The sequence below is a fragment of the Conexibacter sp. CPCC 205762 genome (genome assembly GCF_030646155.1).
Lineage (GTDB): Bacteria > Actinomycetota > Thermoleophilia > Solirubrobacterales > Solirubrobacteraceae > Conexibacter.
The window spans coordinates 37972-55342 of sequence record NZ_JAUTDN010000032.1 but is presented as its reverse complement, the minus strand read 5'-3'; the positions used below and the strand labels follow the sequence as shown (position 1 = coordinate 55342).

Below are 17371 nucleotides of genomic sequence, written 5' to 3'. Positions count from 1 at the left end.
GCTCGCGGAGCGCGCTACAAGCTGCGCAACCAGTCCGTCAACAGCGCGTTCACCTCGGCGGGCCGCTCCTGCTGCAGCCAGTGGCCGGCGCCGGCGAGCGTGTGCGCGCCGCGCAGGCCCGGCAGCGTCTGCGGATAGGCCGCGATCGCGTCGGCGAGCCAGACGGCCGAGGCGTCGCGCTCGCCGACCAGCCACAGCGACGGCTGGCGCAGCGGCTGCCCCCGCCAGGCGGCGAGATCCTCCCAGTCGCGGTCCATGTTGCGGTAGCGGTTGAGCGCGGGGGTCGCGCCATGCTCGGTCAGCGACGCCGCCAGCGCGTCCAGCTCCGTGTCGGGGAGCCAGCCGGCGAGCGCGCGGTCGGCGGCGGCGCCGGCCGGGAAGCGATCGCGCATCCGCCCGCCGGGCGGGATCGTGAAGACGGGGCCGCTGGGCGCGGCGTCGTCGCCGGGCGCAGGCGCGTCCGCCCCACCCGCGAGCGCCGCCGCGAAGCCGCGCACCCACTCGCGCGGGTCGGCCTCGATCTCCGCCTCCGCGACGCCCGGCTGCTGGAAGTAGGCGACGTAGAACTGCTCCGGCCCCGGCATCTGCGCGAAGACGCTCGTCGGCCGCGGCCCGCCCGGCGGCGTGTAGGGCACGCTCAGCAGCCCGACGGCGGTGAACAGGTCGGGCCGCAGCAGCGCGCTCGCGGCGGCGATCGGCGACCCCCAGTCATGCCCGATCACGATCGCCGACGCCGCCCCGAGCGCCTCCACGAGCGCGACGTTGTCGGCGACGAGCGACAGCATCCGGTAGTCCTCCACCGTCTCCGGCGCCCCCGACCCGCCGTACCCGCGCAGGTCCGGCGCAACCGCGTGGCAGCCGGCCGCCGCGAGCGCCGGCAGCTGATGCCGCCACGAGCGCGACGTCTCGGGAAAGCCGTGCAGCAGCAGCACGAGCGGCCCGGCGGGATCCCCGTCCTCGACGATCTGGATCCGCTGGCCGCTGGGCGTGTCGATCAGGCGCTGGTTCATGTCATCGATGGTTCCCGCCCAACCCCATCCGCCTCAAATCCGCGTGCCGAATCGGCAAACGCGGAGGCTCAGCCCGCCGGCTCCTGCTCGCGGGCGATGCGGGCTGCGGGGTCGGCCATGTCGGCGCGCAGCTCCTCGTCGCGCTCTATCGCGCGGATGAAGACCGACAACGCCGTGCCGAGCGTCGCGGGCGAGACGTTGGCCGGGTCGACGACGCGCAGCAGCCCGAGGCCGAGGCTGAGCGCGAGCGAGACGTTGGCGGTCGTGTCGTCGACCTCGGGCAGCGGCTCGATGCCGGCGTCGATCGCGCTCTCGCGGCAGAACTCGGCGAACATGCCGCGGAGCGCGTGGAAGCCGTCGGCGAAGCGCTCGCGCAGCTGCTCGTCGCGGGTCGCGGCGAGCCAGAACTCGATCAGCAGGCGGAAGGCGTCGGGCTCCTCGTCCAGCTCGCGCATGAACGTGTCGGAGCCGACGAAGGGGCGCTTCCAGGTCGTCTCGTCGCGGTCGAAGAAGCCGACCTGCTGGGCGACCTTGCCGGCGACGTACTCGTCCATCAGCGCGACGAGCAGGTTGTCCTTGGAGCCGAAGTGGCCGTAGACGGCGCCCTTCGTCAGGCCGGCCTCGAGCGCGACGTCGTCGAGCGTCGCGCCGGCGAAGCCGCGCGCGGCGTAGACCCGCGCCGCGGCCTCCAGCAGTCTCGCGCGCGTGGCCGCCTTGCGCGCGCTGCGGTCGAACTCTCCCCGTGGCATCAGCGCACCACTTTACTTGACAGATACTCGCCAGTACATATACTCGTCGGCACGCTCTGACCCTATCGTGGAAGGACGAGAGATGCAGGCCAACTTGCCACCCACATCGCCGATGCCGGCGCTGCTGCAGACGATCGGCTGGTGGCTGCGTCCGCTCGGCTTCATGGAGAAGATGCGCGCCCGCTACGGCACGCCCTTCACGATGAAGCTCTCCGGCCAGGGCAACTTCGTCGTGCTGACCGACCCGGCCGACATCAGAGCGCTGCTGACCGCGCCGCCCGAGGTCCTCCACCCCGGCGAGGGCGCCGCGCTGCTGGAGCCGGTCGTCGGCCCCAACTCGGTGATCCTGCTCGACGAGGGCAGACACATGGAGCAGCGCAAGCTGATGCTGCCCGCCTTCCACGGCGACCGGATGCAGAGACTGACCGGGCTGATGGCCGAGCTGACCGACAGAGAGCTCGACCGCTGGCCGCTGGACCAGCCCGTCGAGCTGCACGAGCGGCTCCAGGCGCTGACGCTGGAGATCATCCTGCGCGCCGTCTTCGGCCTCGACGAGGGCCCGCGGCTGGACCGCCTGCGCGAGCTGATGCCGCAGATCCTCACCTTCGGCGAGTCGCCCGTCTCGCTGATGCCGCCGCTGCAGAGGCTGATGAGAGGGCGCGGCCGCTTCGGCCGCTTCGAGCGCGACCGCGCGCAGGCCGACGTCGAGCTGTACGCGCTGATCGAGGAGCGCCGCCAGGAGGGCGCCGGCGAGCGCGACGACATCCTCTCGATGCTGCTCGGCGCCAGACACAGCGACGGCTCGCCGATGGCCGACGTCGAGATCCGCGACGAGCTGATGACGGCGCTCGTCGCCGGCCACGAGACGACCGCCTCCTCGCTCAGCTTCTCCTTCGAGCAGCTCGCGCGCTCGCCCGAGGTGACCGAGCGGCTCGCGAGCGACGACGACGCCTACCTCGATGCGACGATCAACGAGGTGCTGCGGCGCCGCCCGGTGCTGCTGATCCCGGAGCCGCGGCTGGTCAAGCAGCCGTTCGAGGTCGGCGGGATCACCTACGAGCCCGGCGTCGTGCTGACCGCCGGCGCCTACCTCGTCCACCACGACCCGGCGATCTATCCCGACCCGTACGCCTTCAAGCCGGAGCGGTTCCTGGAGAGAAAGCCGGGCACGTACACCTTCCTGCCGTTCGGCGGCGGCCGCCGCCGCTGCCTCGGCGCCTCGTTCGCGCAGCTGGAGATGAGAATCGTGCTGCGCGAGGCCGCGCGCCGCTTCACCGTGTCAGCGGCCGGGCCGAGAACCGCGCCGGCCCGCCGCATGATCACGATCACGCCGGGCGACGGCGCCCGCGTGGTGCTTCACGCGCGCCGGAAGGCGCGCACCGACAGCGGCACGAAGACGAGCAGCAGACCGGCCAGCCAGGCCAAGGTGCCCAGCAGCGGCGTCGTGACGTCGCCGGAGCCGATCATCAACGCGCGCGCGGCGTCGACCGCGAGCGTGATCGGGTTGACGTCGGCGAACGACTGAAGCCAGCCCGGCATCGAGTCGGTCGGGACGAACGCCGAGGAGGCGAAGGTGAGCGGGAAGACCCAGATGAAGCCGGCCGACTGCGCCGTCTCCGGGTCCTTCACGCTCAGCCCGACCCAGGCGCTGATCCACGAGAAGGTGTAGGCGAAGGCCAGCACCAGCAGCAGCCCGGCGAGCACCGACCAGACCGGCTCGCTGGGCCGGAAGCCGACCGCGATCCCGACCAGCAGCATCACCGTCAGCGTCAGCACGTTCATGCAGCAGTCGGCGGCGGTGCGGCCGACGAGCACGGCGCTGCGCGCGATCGGCAGCGAGCGGAAGCGGTCGATCACGCCGCGTCTGAGGTCCTCGGTCAGGCCGATGCCGGTCAGCAGCGCGCCGAAGACGGCCGTCTGGACGATGATCCCCGGCATCAGGAAGTCGACGTAGTCGAAGCCGGGCGTGCTGATCGCGCCGCCGAAGACGTAGCGGAACAGCAGCACGAACATCACCGGCTGGACGAACGCGAAGACGATGTAGACCGGCTTGCGCAGCGTCTTGCGCAGCTGCCGGCGGACCATCACGCGCGCGTCGCCGACGGTCTCGGCGAGCGTCAGGCGGTCGCGCTCGGGAGCGGGCGCGGCCGGGGTCGCTGCGGTCGCGCTCATGCGGCGACCTCCTCGGAGTCGGCGGTGTCGTGCTCCGCGGCGCGGCGGCCGGTGAGCGTCAGGAAGACGTCGTCGAGGCTCGGCTGCTGCAGCTCGACGGCGGCGATCGCGAGCCCGCGCGCGTCGAGCCGGCGGACGGCCTCGGCCGACAGCGCGGGGTCGGCGACGGCGAAGCGGATCTCGCCGGCGGCCGCGTCGACCAGCGGCTCCTCGCCGGTCGCCAGCTCGGCCAGCGCGGCGGCCGCGTCGGCGATCCGCGCCGGGTCGGCTATCCGCACCGACAGCAGCTCGGTGCCGATCGTCGCCTTCAGCTCGTTGGCGGTGCCCTGCGCGACGATGCGGCCGTGGTCGACGACGGCGATCCGCTGCGCGAGCCGGTCGGCCTCCTCCAGGTACTGGGTCGTCAGCAGCACGGTCGTGCCGTCTCTGCGCAGCTCGTCGACGGTCGTCCACAGCTCCTGGCGGGTGCGCGGGTCCAGGCCGGTCGTCGGCTCGTCCAGCAGCAGCACCGGCGGGCGGCCGACGAGGCTCGCGCCGAGGTCGAGCCGGCGGCGCATGCCGCCGGAGTAGGTCGAGACGGGGCGGTCGGCGGCGTCGGACAGCCCCAGCCGCTCGAGCACCTCGGCCGCGCGCCGCTTCGCCTCGCGCGCCGGCAGGCGGTAGAGGCGGCCGACCATCTCGACGTTCTCGCGCCCGCTCAGCTCCTCGTCGACGGCGGCGAACTGGCCGGCGAGGCCGATCCGGCGGCGGACCGCGAGCGCCTGCGAGACGACGTCGTGGCCGAGCACGCGGGCGCTGCCGGCGGTCGGCTGCAGCAGCGTCGCGAGCACGCGCACGAGCGTCGTCTTGCCGGCGCCGTTGGGGCCGAGCAGGCCGAAGACGGTGCCGGCCTCGACGCTCAGGTCGAGCCCGTCGAGCGCGACCACCTCGCCCTTCTTGCCGAAGACCTGGCGCACTCCCTGCGCCTCGATCGCGGGGGTGCTCATCAGCTCCAGTCCTCTCTGGGCAGCGCTCCGGCCGCCCGCATCTCGTCGCGCTTGACGGCCCACTCGTCGGCGAGCTGCGGCAGCCGCTCGATCAGGAACTCCGCGAACGCGGCCATCTCCAGCAGCCGCGCGCGCTGCTGCTCGGAGGCGCCCGCGAGCAGCTCCAACCCCTCGCGCGCGAAGTTGGCCAGCGTCTCGTACTCGTCGACTCTGGCGAGGCCGTCGCTGCCGAAGCCGCCGACGACGACGACCCGGTCGGCGCGCTCGCCCGGCTGCCGCGTCTTCTCCACGGCGCCCCAGGTCTCCAGCATCGTGACCGCGCCGCCGACGGCGCTGCGGCTGATGCCGAGCGCCTCCGCGATCGCGGCCGCCGTCTGCTGCGGCGGCTCGCAGATCAGCAGCCAGCCGATCACGCGGCCGGTCGCCGGCGGCACCCCGTACTGCTTCGCGTAGTGGCGTCCGAGGCGGTCGACGAACGCCAGCTCCTGTGCTGTCAGCCGCATGTGGCTGAGTTTACAGGAATTTCAGGAATGTCAAGAATCTGTGGGCGGCCAGCAGTAGCGCGGCGGCGCGAAGCGGTCGTCGGCAGACGGGTCCAGCGTGAGGAGCTCGTACACGTCGGCGGCGGCGTCGAGCGCCTTCAGCAGCTTGCCGTCGGGCTTCGGGACCGGAGCGCGCAGGCCGAGGCCGCGTCTGAGGCGAACCTGCAGGACGGTCTCGGCGTAGGCGTCGAAGCGTTCGCGGCCGGCGGCGTAGGCGGGCCGGTCGCGGTAGGCGATCACGACGTGGTGGCCGCCGGTCATCCGCTCGCGCAGCTCGCCGTCGGCGCACGGCAGCGCCGGCCCGCCGCCGGTGCGGCGGACGCCCCAGCGGTCGCTGGAGCGGCCGAGCAGGTCGAACGGGCGGTCGTGCGTCACCTGCAGCGAGCAGGTGTCGGCCGGCGCGACGCCGACGATCTCCAGGTACGCCGTCAGCAGCTCCTCGGGCGTCAGCGGCAGGTATGGGAACGGCGAGGGCAGCGGCGCGCGCCGCTGCCGCACCGGCTGGACCGCCTGCGCGATCGCGTCCCACTGGAGGACGTCGACGACGACGTCCGCCCCAGGCGAGTCGCTCCCCGGCGACGGCGCGCTCGGAGGCGTCTCCGGCGCGCGGGTCGCGGGCGGCTGCGCCTGCGGGACCTGCCACGGCGGCGGGCCGCCGGCGGCCGCGAGCGCGTCGCCGTGCTCGGCCGGCACGAGCAGCACGCAGCCGCGCACGTGCGCCTCGTGCGTGCGGTCGTGCTCGTTCTGCTCGTGGTCCTCGAAGCGCAGCAGCCGCGCGATCCCGAGCGTCCGCTCGGGGCCGATCCCGGCGGCGGCGAGCAGGGCCAGCGCGACGTCCTCGTCGAGCGGCCGCGGCTCGCCGACGGCGCGCGCGACGAGCCGCTCGCGCGCGTCGAGCACCCGCATCGCCGGGCGCGGCGCGGGCGGCAGCGGCAGCGCGGTGGGCGGCGTCGTCGTCGCGAGCGAGTCCGGCGGCGCCGCGGCAGGCGCGGCGTGCGCGACCGCCCATTCCGCGATCGGGCCGCCGCCCCGCAGGCGCAGGCGGCCGACCTCGATCGAGTCGGGCACGCGCCAGCACCCGTAGACGAGGTCGGGGCGGGCGGCGAGGCCGCTCGCGGCGAGGTGGTCGGCGAGCGCGTCGAGCGCGTCGGCCTCGCGCGCGGCGATCCGCGTGATCGCGACCGGCGCGCGCTCGGCGGCGAGGTACGGCGCCCGCGCGGCGTCGCGCACGGCCCGTTCGGCCGCCGCCTGCCGCTCCCACGCGGCCTGCTCCTCGATCGGCTCGCGCACGCGCGGGAACTTCGTCACGCCGTGGACCGCCTCGCCGGCCGGGCCCTGCAGCACCGTCGCGGTCAGGCGCGGGTCGCCGAGCTGGTCGGGCGTGCCGCCGGCCGCCAGCACCGCGCTGACCTCCGCCGTCCGCTGCTCCCACAGCTCATAGTGCTCGCGCTCGGCCGGCGTCAGCTTCGCGACCGCGCGCTCCTGGCTGCGCTCGTTGTGCTCCTCGAACTTCGTCCACGCGCCTTCGAGCGCTCTCCGGATCCGTCCCATGCGCGCCAGCCAACCGCATGCCGCGCGCGTGCGCAGTAGCGCGCCGGTCTCATGCCGGTCTCAACTGCGACGCGGCGTAGACTGCCTCGCATGGCTGCCGGAGAGGTCCGCAACCCGCTGTTCGCTCGCCTCTACTCGCGCGTGCTGGCGCCGAACGAGCCGGCCGAGATGAAGGCGCGGCGGCGCGAGCTGCTGGCCGGGCTGCAGGGGCGCGTGGTCGAGCTGGGGGCCGGCGCCGGGACGAACTTCCCGCTCTACCCGGAGACGGTTGCGGAGGTCGTCGCGGTCGAGCCGGAGCCGTACATGCGCGAGCAGGCGCGCACCGCGGCGGCCAGAGACGACGTGCGCGTGCGGGTGACGGTGGTCGACGGGATCGCCGACGCGCTGCCGCTGGAGGACCGCTCCTGCGACGCCGCCGTCGCCTGCCTCGTGCTCTGCAGCGTGCCCGACCAGGCGACCGCGCTGGCCGAGCTGCGGCGGGTGCTGAAGGACGACGGCGAGCTGCGCTTCTTCGAGCACGTGCTCGCGCGCGACCGCCTCACCTCCACCCTCCAGCACGTCTGCGACCGGACCTTCTGGCCGCACGCCTTCGGCGGCTGCCACACCGCGCGCGACACGGCTGCGGCGATCGCCGCCGCCGGCTTCGCGATCGACCGCCAGCGGCGGATACGCGCCGGCGCCTTCAAGGAGCCGCCGCCGGTCGCCGAGCAGGCGATCGGACGGGCGACCGTCGGCGCACGCCCGGCCTGAGGCTGCACGCCGGGGGGCGTCAGGCGCCCGGCAGCCGCAGCACGACCAGCGCGACGTCGTCGCGGCGGGCGTCGGCGGCGAGCGCGGAGACGATCCGCGCGCAGGCGGCGTCGGCGCCCGCACCGGCGGGGACGGCCAGCCGCAGACGCTCCAGCCCCGCGTCGATCACCTCGCCGCGGCGCTCGACGAGGCCGTCGGTGTAGAGCACGAGCGTCGTGCCCGGCGGGCAGCTGTGAACGCCGCTCTCGTAGCGCGCCTCGCGCGCGACCGCCAGCGGCAGCCCGACCGGCTCGGCCAGGAACGAGCGGCTGTGCGGCCCGACCGCCAGCGGCGGCGGATGGCCGGCGTTGGCGAGCCGCAGCTCGCCCCGTATCGGGTCGACGATCGCCAGCGCGAGCGTCGTCATCGACATCGGCCCGAGGTTGAACATCAGCTGGTTCATGCGCGTCAGCACCTCCTCCGGCGACGCGCCCTCGGAGGCGTAGGCGCGCAGCGCGGTGCGCAGCTGCGCCATCACGACCGCCGCGGCGACGCCGTGGCCGACGACGTCGCCGACCGCGACCGCGAGCCGGCCGCAGGGCAGCGGGAAGGCGTCGCACCAGTCGCCGCCGAGCGCCTCCTCTCTCGTCGCGGGCAGGTAGCGGCTCGCCAGCTCGACGCCGGGCAGCGAGCGCAGGCCGGGCAGCAGCTGGTGCTGGAGCGCGACCGCGAGCCGCCGTCCCTCGGTCAGCACCGCGTACTCGATCGCGCTCGCGGCGCGGTCGGCGGCGACCTGCAGCAGGTCGGCCTCGTCGGCGTCGAAGTGGCGCGGCACGAGCGAGCCGACGTGCAGCACGCCGACGACCCGCCCCTCGACCACCAGCGGCGCCCCCAGCAGCGAGCGGATCCCCTTCTCGCGCAGGATCGGGTTGAGGATGTCGGCGTGGTCGACGTCGTCGATCGCGATCGCCCGCCGCTCGGCCGCGATGCGGCCGGCGAAGCCCTTGCCGACGGGGATCCGGACGCCCTGCTCGACCTCCTCCTCGACGCCCTTGGCAGCGCGCGCGAGCAGGTGCCGTCCGTCGCCGTCGAGCAGCAGGATCGCCGCGGTGTCGGCGCGTAGGATCGCCGCCACCCGCTCGAGCAGCTCCGAGAGAAGCTGCTCCTGCGGCATGTGCGCGAGCGCTGGATCGGTCAGCCGCTGAAGCGACTCCCGTCCCTCGTCCACGTCGCTCGCAACGTCCATCCGGTCGCCGCTACCCGCCATACCGCGCCCCCAATCCAGGCGCGGCCTCGCTCAGGCCGGCACCCGCGTCACGTCGTCCCGCAACGACGATTTGTGAAGAAATGTAGTGTAATCGAGCTGCTCGAAGCCGGTGTCGGCGGGGATGCCGGAGGCGAGCGAGATCGTCCGCAGCGCCGGGTCGATCACGATCCCGAGCACGGTCGCCCAGCGCATCGCGCCTTCGTCGCGCGGGTCGGGACGGCAGCAGATCGCGTACGGGCGCATCTTCTCGTCCGACAGCAGCCGCTCGATCGCGGCGCGGTCGAGCGGGCCGGCGGCGGGAGCGGTCAGCTGCCGCAGCCGCGCGAGCCGGAAGGGGCTGTCCGGCATCGCCCACAGCGACAGGTCGCGCAGCCGCTCGTCGGCCCACGTGAAGTGGTTGACGTGCAGCACGACGCCGTCCTCCGGATAGCCGAGGAAGACGCGCGAGGCGTCGCCGGGCGCGGCCTCGACGTCGACCGCGACCCCATCGGCGTCGCCGATCAGGTAGTTGGCGGAGGAGGAGCGCGGCGAGCGGACGATCGCCGCGAGGCCGTCGCTGACGGTCTCGGCGTCGAGGATCGAGCGCAGCAGCACGTGGTACGGGACGCCCGGCTCGCCGCGGTCGTCGGAGCAGACGAGCGCGTTGGTGGCGAGCGCGACGCCGGCCGAGTTGAGGCCGGTCTTCGCCAGCAGGCCGGCCTCGACGACGGTGACGTAGTCGGGCCCGTCGTCCTGCTCGGCCTCCAGCACGACGACCGTCTCGAAGCTGTGCACGAGCCAGTCCCAGTTCTGCGCCACCAGCAGGCGGCCGTCGACCGTCCGCTCGGGCGAGACCGCGAGCGCGCTGCACTCCAGCGGCAGCGACGGCCGCGGCGCGGCGCCGCTCGCCGCCGCTCTGCGCGCCTTCGCGGCGAACATCACCTCGGTGCGGACGTTGATCGCGAGGACGTCGAGCGCGTCGACGCCGGCGCCCTCGGCGATCCCCTCGATCTCCTCCATGTACTTGGCGCCGTGGGCGACGATCGGCGCACGGAAGGCGGCCGCCTCGCTGCGGACGCGCTCCCACGCCCAGCCGGCCTCGTGCGCGAACACCTCGCGGTAGGCGGCGATCGAGCGGGCGATCCGCTCACGCGCCTGCTCGCCGTACTGGCGGCCGCGCTCACGTGCGTCGCCGGAGACGCGAATGCGTGGGTACATCAGGTACGTCCCTTCGTCCTCTGGGCCTAGCTGAAGCTCGACCCGCCGTCGACCGGCAGTGCTGCGCCGGTGACGTACGCGGCGCGGTCGGAGAGCAGGAAGGCGATCGTGTGCGCGACCTCGCAGGCCGTGCCGAGCCGTCTCAGCGGGACGCGCTCGCGCAGGTAGGCGGCGGCGGTCGCAGGGTCGTCGGTGATCCGCAGCATCGGCGTCTCGATCACGCCGGGGCTGACGGCGTTGACGCGCAGGCGCGGGCCCCATTCGGCCGCCTGCTGGCGGGTCAGGCCGAGCAGGCCGGCCTTGCTGGCGGCGTAGTGGCCGGCCGGCTCGCTCGCGTCGGCGTTGGTGGCGGCGAGCGAGGCGACGTTGACGATCGCGCCGCTGGCGGTCGCGCCGTTCTCGCCCTCCAGCAGCGTGCGCGCGAAGGCGCGGCCGACGAGGTGGGCGCCGCGCAGGTTGATCCCCAGCACGCGATCCCATTCGGCCGCGTCGATCTCGCAGAGCGGCTTGATCGGGTAGACGCCGGCCGAGGCGACCAGCAGCTGCGGCGGGCCGCCGAGCAGCTCGGCCGCGCGCGCGACGGCGGCCTCGACCCCCCGCTCGTCGCGCACGTCGGCGGCGACCTGGTCGGGGCCGTCAGCGGTCAGGTCGAGCGTGACGACGCGGGCGCCCTGCTCGCGCAGCAGCGCCGCCGTCGCCGCGCCGATGCCGGAGGCGCCGCCGCTGATCAGCGCGCGGCGGCCCGCGAACTCGCCGCCGCCCGCCGCGCCGCCGTCTGACGCGCTCATGACAGCAGCAGCCCCCCGTTGACGTTGATCGTCTGGCCGGTCACGTACGAGGCGTCCGGCGAGGCGAGCCAGACGACCGCGCCGGCGACGTCGGCGCCGTTGCCGTGGCGGCCGAGCGGAACGATCGCGCGCGCCTTCTCGACCTCCTCCTCGAAGCTGATCCCGGCCCGCCGCGCACGCTCGCGCAGCTCGTCGAAGTGCATCACCGACTCCATGTGGCCGGGCGCGATCGCGTTGACGCGGATCCTGTGCGGCGCCAGCTCCAGCGCGAGCGAGTGGGTCAGCAGCGTCACTCCCCCCTTCGACGACGAGTAGGCGGCGCCGAACGGCACGCCCTGCTGGCCGAAGATCGAGCCGATGTTGACGATCGAGCCGGCGCGCTGCGCGATCAGCGCCGGCGCGACCGCTCTCGCCATCAGGAACGAGCCGGTCAGGTTGACGTCGAGCGTGCGCCGGAAGGCCTCCGCGTCGACCTCCGCGAGCGGCTCGCCGGGGCCGCCGATGCCGGCGCAGTTGACGAGCAGGTCGACGCCGCCGAGCCGCTCCAGCGCCTCCGCGACGACCGCGCTCACGGCCGCCTCGTCGCTCACGTCGCAGCGCAGCCCGACGACGGTGCCGCCGGCCGGGCCGCCCGGGGCGTCGCCGTCGCGCTCGCCGCGCCCGCCGCTCGCGGCGAGCGTCGCGGCCGTCGTCTCGACCTCGTCGATCGCGTCGAGCAGCGCGACGTCGCCGCCGTCGGCGACGAGCCGGCGCGCGATCCCCTCGCCGAGGCCGCGCGCGGCGCCGGTCACGATCGCCTTCACGCGACCACCTCCTGCGAGGAGGCCGGCACGTCGGCGGCGATCTCGCCGCAGGTGCGCACGCGCACGTCCTCGTGCCCGAGCACGAAGCCGATGAAGGCGTCGAGGAACGCCAGCCGCGACGGCCGCCCGATGATCTGCGGGTGCATCGTGAAGACGGCCGTGCCGCCGTACCTGCGCATGCCGAGGAACTCCTCCTGCCAGATCTCGCGCACGTGGCTGGCGGGCGCGATCGTGTTCGCCCAGTCCTTGTTCGAGAACCAGAAGTGGGCGGCGTCGTCGAGCAGCCACTGGACCGGCAGCTCGACGATCCCGCCGCTCGCGTGGCGGTAGGGCCTGATGTCGTCCATCAGATTCGAGGAGTAGGCGATCCCGTGCGCGGCCAGCAGCTCCAGCGTCTGCGCGCTGAAGTCCCACGACGGCGAGCGGTAGCCGCTCAACGACGCCCCCAGCCCCTCCAGCACCGCCCGCGCGCGCACCAGCTCCTGCTCCTCCTCGCCCGGCGCCAGCTCCGACGGCGAGCGGTGGGTGTAGCCGTGCAGGCCGATCTCGTGCCCGGCCGCGACGATCTCGCGCACCCGCCCGGGGTGGCGCTCGGCGACGCGGCCGGGGACGAAGAAGGTCGCCTTCACCCCGCGCCGCTCCAGCAGCTCCAGCAGCAGCGGCACCGCGACTCTCGCGCCGTAGGTGCCCTGCGAGAGGACGCCGGGGCGGTCGGCGTTGGCCGGGTCCTCCCCGATCCAGACCTCCTCGGCGTCGAAGTCGAAGCTGAATGCGACGTCCATCACGTTCCCTCCCGGCCCGCGACGAGCCGCCCCTCCGGAGACGCCGGCCCCGCCGGCACCTCCTCCTCTTCGTTCATCCAGCGCACGACGCGGTCGCGCACGCGGCCGGCCTCGAACGCGATCCCGCGCGGCACGAACACGACGATCGCGATCAGCACGACGCCGAGCACCGTCAGCTGCGTGCCGGGGTGGTCGATCAGCGCCTGCTGGATCGCCGTCACCAGCGCGGTGCCGACGATCGGCCCGGTGATCGAGCCGAGGCCGCCGATCACGATCATCGTCACGTAGATCGACATCGGCGTCAGGCCCATCACGGTCGGCGAGATCGAGCCGTTGTAGACGGTGTAGAGCGCGCCCGCGACGCCAGCGACGAAGCCGGAGATCGCGAACGCCAGCACGCGGTGGCCGCGCGGATCGATCCCGCGCGCCGAGCCGTAGGCGGCCGAGTCGCGCAGCGTCCGCAGCGCGAGCCCGAGCGGCGAGCGCGCCAGCAGCGCGATCGCGGCGCAGACGACCACGACGATCGCGAGCACGAGCCAGTACCAGGCGCGCGTCGCCCACAGCGGGTCGAGCGACTCGAACAGGCCCTTGACGGTCGGCAGGCCGAGCGCGCCGCCGGTCGTGCCGGAGCTGTCGTTCTGGATCACCAGCTGCACGACCTGCGCCGCGGCGAACGTCAGCAGCGAGGTGTAGATGCCGAACAGCCGCAGCGTCGGCAGCGCCAGCAGGACGGCCAGCAGCGTGCCGCCGATCCCGCCGGCCAGCAGCGCCAGCCACGGCGGCAGCGAGGCGTGGATGATCAGCAGGCCGCCGCCGTAGCCGCCGACGGCGAACATCGCCAGCTGGCCGAAGTTCCACACGCCCGCGATCCCGAGCACGAAGTTCCAGCTCAGGTTGAGGACGGTGAAGATCAGCATCGTCACGAGCACGCCGGTGCCGTACGTGCTCGGGTAGATGAACGGGACGAGTGCGGCAAGCAGGACGAGCGCAGCGCTGATGGTGACCTTCGGCTTCGAGAAGGTCGCCTGCAGGGGCGTCGGGCGGCGGGTCACAGGCGTGCCTCCAGCGAGCGGCCGGCGATCCCCTGCGGCCGGATGATCAGCACCAGCACGATCACTCCGTAGAGGATCGGCAGCGCCCAGGTGGTCGAGACGTAGACCGACGCGGCGGCCTGGATCAGGCCGATCGCGTAGGCGGCGACGATCGCGCCCTGCAGCGAGCCGAGGCCGCCGAAGATGACGACGATCAGCGCGATCAGCAGCGGCTGGTCGCCGGCCGTCGGCGAGGCGAAGTACTGCGTCGCGAGGAAGACGCCCGCGACGCCGGCGATCGCCGAGGCGAAGCCCATCACGAGCGGGAAGACGCGCTTGATCGGCACGCCCATCAGGCGCGCGGCGTCGAGGTCCTGCGCGACCGCGCGGATCGCGATGCCGTAGCGCGAGCGGTTGAGGAAGAGCGCGAAGCCGAGCATCAGCGCGAGCGCGATCGCGGTCATCACGATCGACTGGTACGGCAGCGAGACCGACTCGTACAGGTGGATCGAGCCGCCGACCAGCTCCGGCACGTTCTTCTGGCGCGGGCCGAAGAACTGCAGCGCGAGGTTGGAGAGCACCATCGCGACCGCGAAGGTCGTGATGAAGGTGATCATCTCGAAGTCGGTCCCGCGCCGGCCGATCAGCGGCTGGACGGAGACGACCTGGGTCAGCACGCCGAGCGCGAAGGTCGCCGCGAAGGCCGCGACGATCGCCAGCCACGGCGACAGCCCGGCGCTCGTCATGACGGCCCAGCCGACGAAGCCGCCGACCATCACCATCGAGCCCTGCGACATGTCGAGCACGCGCAGGATGCCGTAGATGAGCGTCATCCCGAGCGCGACGAGCCCGTAGATCGAGCCCAGCACGACGGTGCTGACGAGGATGCTGAGGATGTCGCTCATGAGGGCAGCGCTCCCAGGTAGGACTGCGTGACGGCGGCGTCGTCGGCCAGCTCGGCCGGCAGGCCGGTGCGGACGATCCGCCCCATCTCCAGGACGCTGACGCGGTCGGCGACCTCCTCGACGTGGGTGAAGTTCTCCTCCACCAGCAGGATCGAGGTCGTGCGCTGGGCGGCGACGCCGGCGATGATCTCGTAGACGGACTCGACGATCACGGGCGCGAGGCCGAGCGACGGCTCGTCGATCACGAGCAGGCGCGGCTGGCGCATCAGCCCGCGGCCGATCGCGACCATCCGCCGCTCGCCGCCCGAGAGCGTGCGAGCGCGCTGGCGGCGCCGATCCTTCAGCTTCGGGAACCGCGCGAAGACCTCGTCCAGGGCCGTGCCGCGGTCCTTCCAGGCGCCCTTCGGGAAGGCGCCCATCAGCAGGTTCTCCTCGACCGTCAGGTCGGGGAAGAGGTGGTCGCCCTGGGGGATGTGGACGATCCCCAGCTCGGTCAGCTGCTCGGCCGCGCGGCCGTCGATCCGCTCGCCACCGAAGCGGACCTCGCCCGCGCTCAGCGGCAGCAGGCCGGTGATCGCGCGCAGCAGCGTCGACTTGCCGTGGCCGTTGGGGCCGACGAGGCAGAGCGTCTCGCCCGCGCCGACGGTCAGCTCGGCGTTGCGGACGATCGTCGTCTCGCCGTAGCCGCAGCTGACGCCGCGGACCTCCAGCAACGCGTCAGCCGGCATTGCGGGCCGCCTTCTCGCCGAGGTAGATCTCGATCACGCGCCGGTCCTTCAGCATCGCCTGCGGCGTGCCCTCGAAGAACGGCTTGCCCTGGTGCATCACCAACACGCGCGCCGACAGCTTCACGAGCGCGCGCATCACGTGCTCGATGCAGACGACGGCGACGCCGAAGCCGGCGACCGCCTGGATCAGCGTCAGCGTCGTGTCGATCTCGGCGTCGTTGAGGCCGCCGAACGGCTCGTCGAGCAGCAGCGTGCGGGGGCCGAGCACGACCGCGGTCGCGATCATCAGCCGCTTCTTGTCGAAGACGCCGAGCAGCTCGGCCGGCTCGTCGGCCTTCGCGGCCAGGCCGGACCAGTCGAGCGCCCACTCGGCGTCGTCGACGGCATCGGCGCCGAGGCCGTTCCAGTGCTCGCCCGCGCGGCCGTACTTCGCCGCCACGAGCAGGTTCTCGTACGTCGTCAGCGAGCCGGCGACGGTCGGCTGCTGGAAGGTCCGCGCCATGCCGCGGTGGCAGCGGCGGTGGACGCTCAGCGCGGCGATCGGCTCGCCGCCGAGCAGCACGTCGCCGGCGGTCGCCGGCGTGAGGCCGGAGACGACGTCGAACAGCGTCGTCTTGCCGGCGCCGTTGGGGCCGGCGATGCCGAGCACCTCGCCCGGCTCGGCGACGGTCGAGACGCCGTCGACGGCCCGCAGGCCGCCGTAGTGCTTGGCGATCTCGCGCAGCTCCAGGCTCGCCGGCTCCTTCACGCCAACCACGACGGCTCCTGGAACTCACCCGTCGTGTAGGGGTCCGGCGAGATGCGGACCTGCTTGCCGTCCTGGATCTGGTAGGTCTGCAACGCCATCCCGAGCGACGGATCTCTGACCGCCGCCGGGTACGGCAGGCAGGTCAGCTGCTCGCCGAGCACGTAGGCGCCGTTGACGCCGCGGAAGACCTGCGTGCGGACGTTGGCCGCGACCTCCTCGTAGGCGAACGGGCTCGACGCCAGCGCCGCCGCCTGCGCCCACAGGCGGATCATGTCGTAGTTGGCGCCGGCGTTGGAGCGGCCGGGATCCTCGCCGTACGCTCTGCGGTAGTCGTCGAAGAAGCGCGTGCCGAGGTCGTCCTCGAACATCGTGCCGGTCGTCGTCGCCCACATCACGCCGTTGCCGGCCTTGCCCGCCAGCTCGAGGTACTCCGGGACCGACGGCGCGTACAGCTGGTAGACGAGCGAGCGCGTCGGCCCCTGCGCGAACTGCTTGATGAACGACGCCTCGTCGCCCGGCAGGTAGTCGGACTGGAAGATCACGTCCGGGTCCTTGGAGCGGATGCGCGCGAGCACGCCGCCCCAGTCGGCCTGCGGGGCGGTGTAGGTGTCGTACTGGACGACCTTCCAGCCGGCCTTCTCGATGTCCTTGCGGAAGGTGCTCGCGACCGAGGCGCTGTAGGCGTCGTTGCCGGTCACGATCGCGGCCGTTCTGTTGCGCGGCTGGAATCTGCCGGAGGCGATCAGCGCGTCCATCACCGATCTGAAGCCGGTCGCGTACCACGTCTCCGACGGGCAGCACTGGAAGATGCTGTCGTAGCCGTTCTTCTTCGCCCAGTCGACGTTGCCCTGGAACGTGTTGATGTGGAACAGCGGGATGCCGGCCTTGCCGACGACCGGCGTCTCGGTGTTCGTGTAGGTCAGGAACGGCGAGAAGATCGCCGCGACGCGGTCGCCGACGAACTTCAGCATCGCCGCCTTCATCACGCCCGGCGTCTGGTCTCTCGCGTCCTGCACCTGGATCTCGATCGGCCGCCCGCCGATGCCGCCGGCCTCGTTGATCTGCTTGGCGCCGAGCTTCAGCCCGCGCAGCTGCTCCTGCGCGTCGCCGGCCGCGGCGCCGGTCACCGGCAGCAGCGCGCCGACCGTGATCGGCTTGCCCGTGCCGCCGCTGGCCTCCGCGTTCTGGTCTGAGCGCCCGCCGAAGAAGCCGGCTGCGCCGCCTGCGAGCAGGCCGCCGAAGGTCGCCGAGCCCATGCCCGCGACCAGCTGTCTGCGTGTGACGCGGACAGGACGCCGCGTCGGTTCATCGGTCATCAAGTTCCTCCTCCGGACCTCGGCGGAAGGTAGCCCGGCAGCCGCGGCGGCTCCATACGCCAACCGA

The 17371-nt window shown here is 73.4% G+C and carries 17 protein-coding genes and 1 pseudogene; 2 read left to right on the top strand and 16 right to left on the bottom strand.

Going from position 1 to position 17371, the window contains the following annotated elements; all coding sequences use genetic code 11:
- Positions 1-14: 14 nt before the first annotated feature.
- A complete protein-coding gene (locus Q7L73_RS20820; RefSeq protein ID WP_304691607.1) occupies positions 15-1010 on the bottom strand; it encodes an alpha/beta fold hydrolase in 996 nt (331 codons plus the stop codon).
- Between the two features lie 68 nt (positions 1011-1078).
- Complete coding sequence (locus tag Q7L73_RS20815; protein ID WP_304691608.1) at positions 1079-1759, bottom strand: TetR/AcrR family transcriptional regulator; 681 nt, start codon at positions 1757-1759, stop codon at positions 1079-1081.
- Between the two features lie 82 nt (positions 1760-1841).
- On the opposite strand from Q7L73_RS20815, the pseudogene Q7L73_RS20810 reads away from it, so the two are divergent.
- Positions 1842-3032 (top strand): annotated as a pseudogene (locus Q7L73_RS20810) (cytochrome P450); the annotation flags it as partial.
- Between the two features lie 83 nt (positions 3033-3115).
- Here the strand turns inward: Q7L73_RS20810 and Q7L73_RS20805 are convergent.
- The 4 genes from Q7L73_RS20805 to Q7L73_RS20790 are packed head-to-tail and all read right to left on the bottom strand — an operon-like array spanning position 3116 to position 7010.
- Positions 3116-3931, bottom strand: coding sequence for an ABC transporter permease (locus tag Q7L73_RS20805; protein ID WP_304691609.1), 816 nt, complete (start codon positions 3929-3931; stop codon positions 3116-3118).
- Positions 3928-4917: an ATP-binding cassette domain-containing protein gene (locus Q7L73_RS20800; RefSeq protein WP_304691610.1), complete on the bottom strand. Its 990-nt coding sequence runs from the start codon at positions 4915-4917 to the stop codon at positions 3928-3930. The genes Q7L73_RS20805 and Q7L73_RS20800 overlap by 4 nt, the downstream gene beginning before the upstream one ends.
- The gene (locus Q7L73_RS20795) at positions 4917-5420 is read right to left on the bottom strand and encodes a GbsR/MarR family transcriptional regulator (RefSeq protein WP_304691611.1); all 504 of its coding nucleotides are present in this window, start codon (positions 5418-5420) and stop codon (positions 4917-4919) included. Before Q7L73_RS20795 ends, Q7L73_RS20800 begins: the two co-directional genes overlap by 1 nt.
- Before the next feature lie 30 nt (positions 5421-5450).
- Positions 5451-7010: a hypothetical protein gene (locus tag Q7L73_RS20790; RefSeq protein ID WP_304691612.1), complete on the bottom strand. Its 1560-nt coding sequence runs from the start codon at positions 7008-7010 to the stop codon at positions 5451-5453.
- Positions 7011-7100: 90 nt separating this feature from the next.
- Here Q7L73_RS20790 and Q7L73_RS20785 point away from each other — a divergent pair, with 90 nt between their 5' ends.
- Positions 7101-7760: a class I SAM-dependent methyltransferase gene (locus tag Q7L73_RS20785; protein WP_304691613.1), complete on the top strand. Its 660-nt coding sequence runs from the start codon at positions 7101-7103 to the stop codon at positions 7758-7760.
- 19 nt (positions 7761-7779) lie between these two features.
- Here Q7L73_RS20785 and Q7L73_RS20780 read toward each other — a convergent pair whose 3' ends face one another.
- From Q7L73_RS20780 to Q7L73_RS20735, 10 genes are all read right to left on the bottom strand, one after another.
- Positions 7780-8967: a PP2C family protein-serine/threonine phosphatase gene (locus Q7L73_RS20780; protein WP_304691614.1), complete on the bottom strand. Its 1188-nt coding sequence runs from the start codon at positions 8965-8967 to the stop codon at positions 7780-7782.
- 69 nt (positions 8968-9036) lie between these two features.
- Positions 9037-10203: a C45 family peptidase gene (locus Q7L73_RS20775; protein WP_304691615.1), complete on the bottom strand. Its 1167-nt coding sequence runs from the start codon at positions 10201-10203 to the stop codon at positions 9037-9039.
- Between the two features lie 26 nt (positions 10204-10229).
- Positions 10230-10991 carry an SDR family NAD(P)-dependent oxidoreductase gene (locus Q7L73_RS20770; RefSeq protein ID WP_304691616.1) on the bottom strand — a complete coding sequence of 254 codons (762 nt, stop codon included), beginning with the start codon at positions 10989-10991 and terminating at the stop codon, positions 10230-10232.
- Positions 10988-11794 carry an SDR family NAD(P)-dependent oxidoreductase gene (locus Q7L73_RS20765; RefSeq protein ID WP_304691617.1) on the bottom strand — a complete coding sequence of 269 codons (807 nt, stop codon included), beginning with the start codon at positions 11792-11794 and terminating at the stop codon, positions 10988-10990. Before Q7L73_RS20765 ends, Q7L73_RS20770 begins: the two co-directional genes overlap by 4 nt.
- The gene (locus tag Q7L73_RS20760; RefSeq protein WP_304691618.1) at positions 11791-12576 is read right to left on the bottom strand and encodes a polysaccharide deacetylase; all 786 of its coding nucleotides are present in this window, start codon (positions 12574-12576) and stop codon (positions 11791-11793) included. Before Q7L73_RS20760 ends, Q7L73_RS20765 begins: the two co-directional genes overlap by 4 nt.
- Entirely contained in the window at positions 12576-13628 is a 1053-nt protein-coding gene (locus Q7L73_RS20755) for a branched-chain amino acid ABC transporter permease (protein WP_304691619.1), read from the bottom strand. Before Q7L73_RS20755 ends, Q7L73_RS20760 begins: the two co-directional genes overlap by 1 nt.
- On the bottom strand, positions 13625-14512 hold the full coding sequence (locus Q7L73_RS20750; protein WP_304691620.1) for a branched-chain amino acid ABC transporter permease: 888 nt from the start codon (positions 14510-14512) through the stop codon (positions 13625-13627). Before Q7L73_RS20750 ends, Q7L73_RS20755 begins: the two co-directional genes overlap by 4 nt.
- The gene (locus Q7L73_RS20745) at positions 14509-15240 is read right to left on the bottom strand and encodes an ABC transporter ATP-binding protein (protein WP_304691621.1); all 732 of its coding nucleotides are present in this window, start codon (positions 15238-15240) and stop codon (positions 14509-14511) included. The genes Q7L73_RS20750 and Q7L73_RS20745 overlap by 4 nt, the downstream gene beginning before the upstream one ends.
- The gene (locus Q7L73_RS20740) at positions 15230-15997 is read right to left on the bottom strand and encodes an ABC transporter ATP-binding protein (protein ID WP_304691622.1); all 768 of its coding nucleotides are present in this window, start codon (positions 15995-15997) and stop codon (positions 15230-15232) included. Before Q7L73_RS20740 ends, Q7L73_RS20745 begins: the two co-directional genes overlap by 11 nt.
- The gene (locus Q7L73_RS20735; protein ID WP_304691623.1) at positions 15985-17304 is read right to left on the bottom strand and encodes an ABC transporter substrate-binding protein; all 1320 of its coding nucleotides are present in this window, start codon (positions 17302-17304) and stop codon (positions 15985-15987) included. The genes Q7L73_RS20740 and Q7L73_RS20735 overlap by 13 nt, the downstream gene beginning before the upstream one ends.
- Positions 17305-17371: the final 67 nt, after the last annotated feature.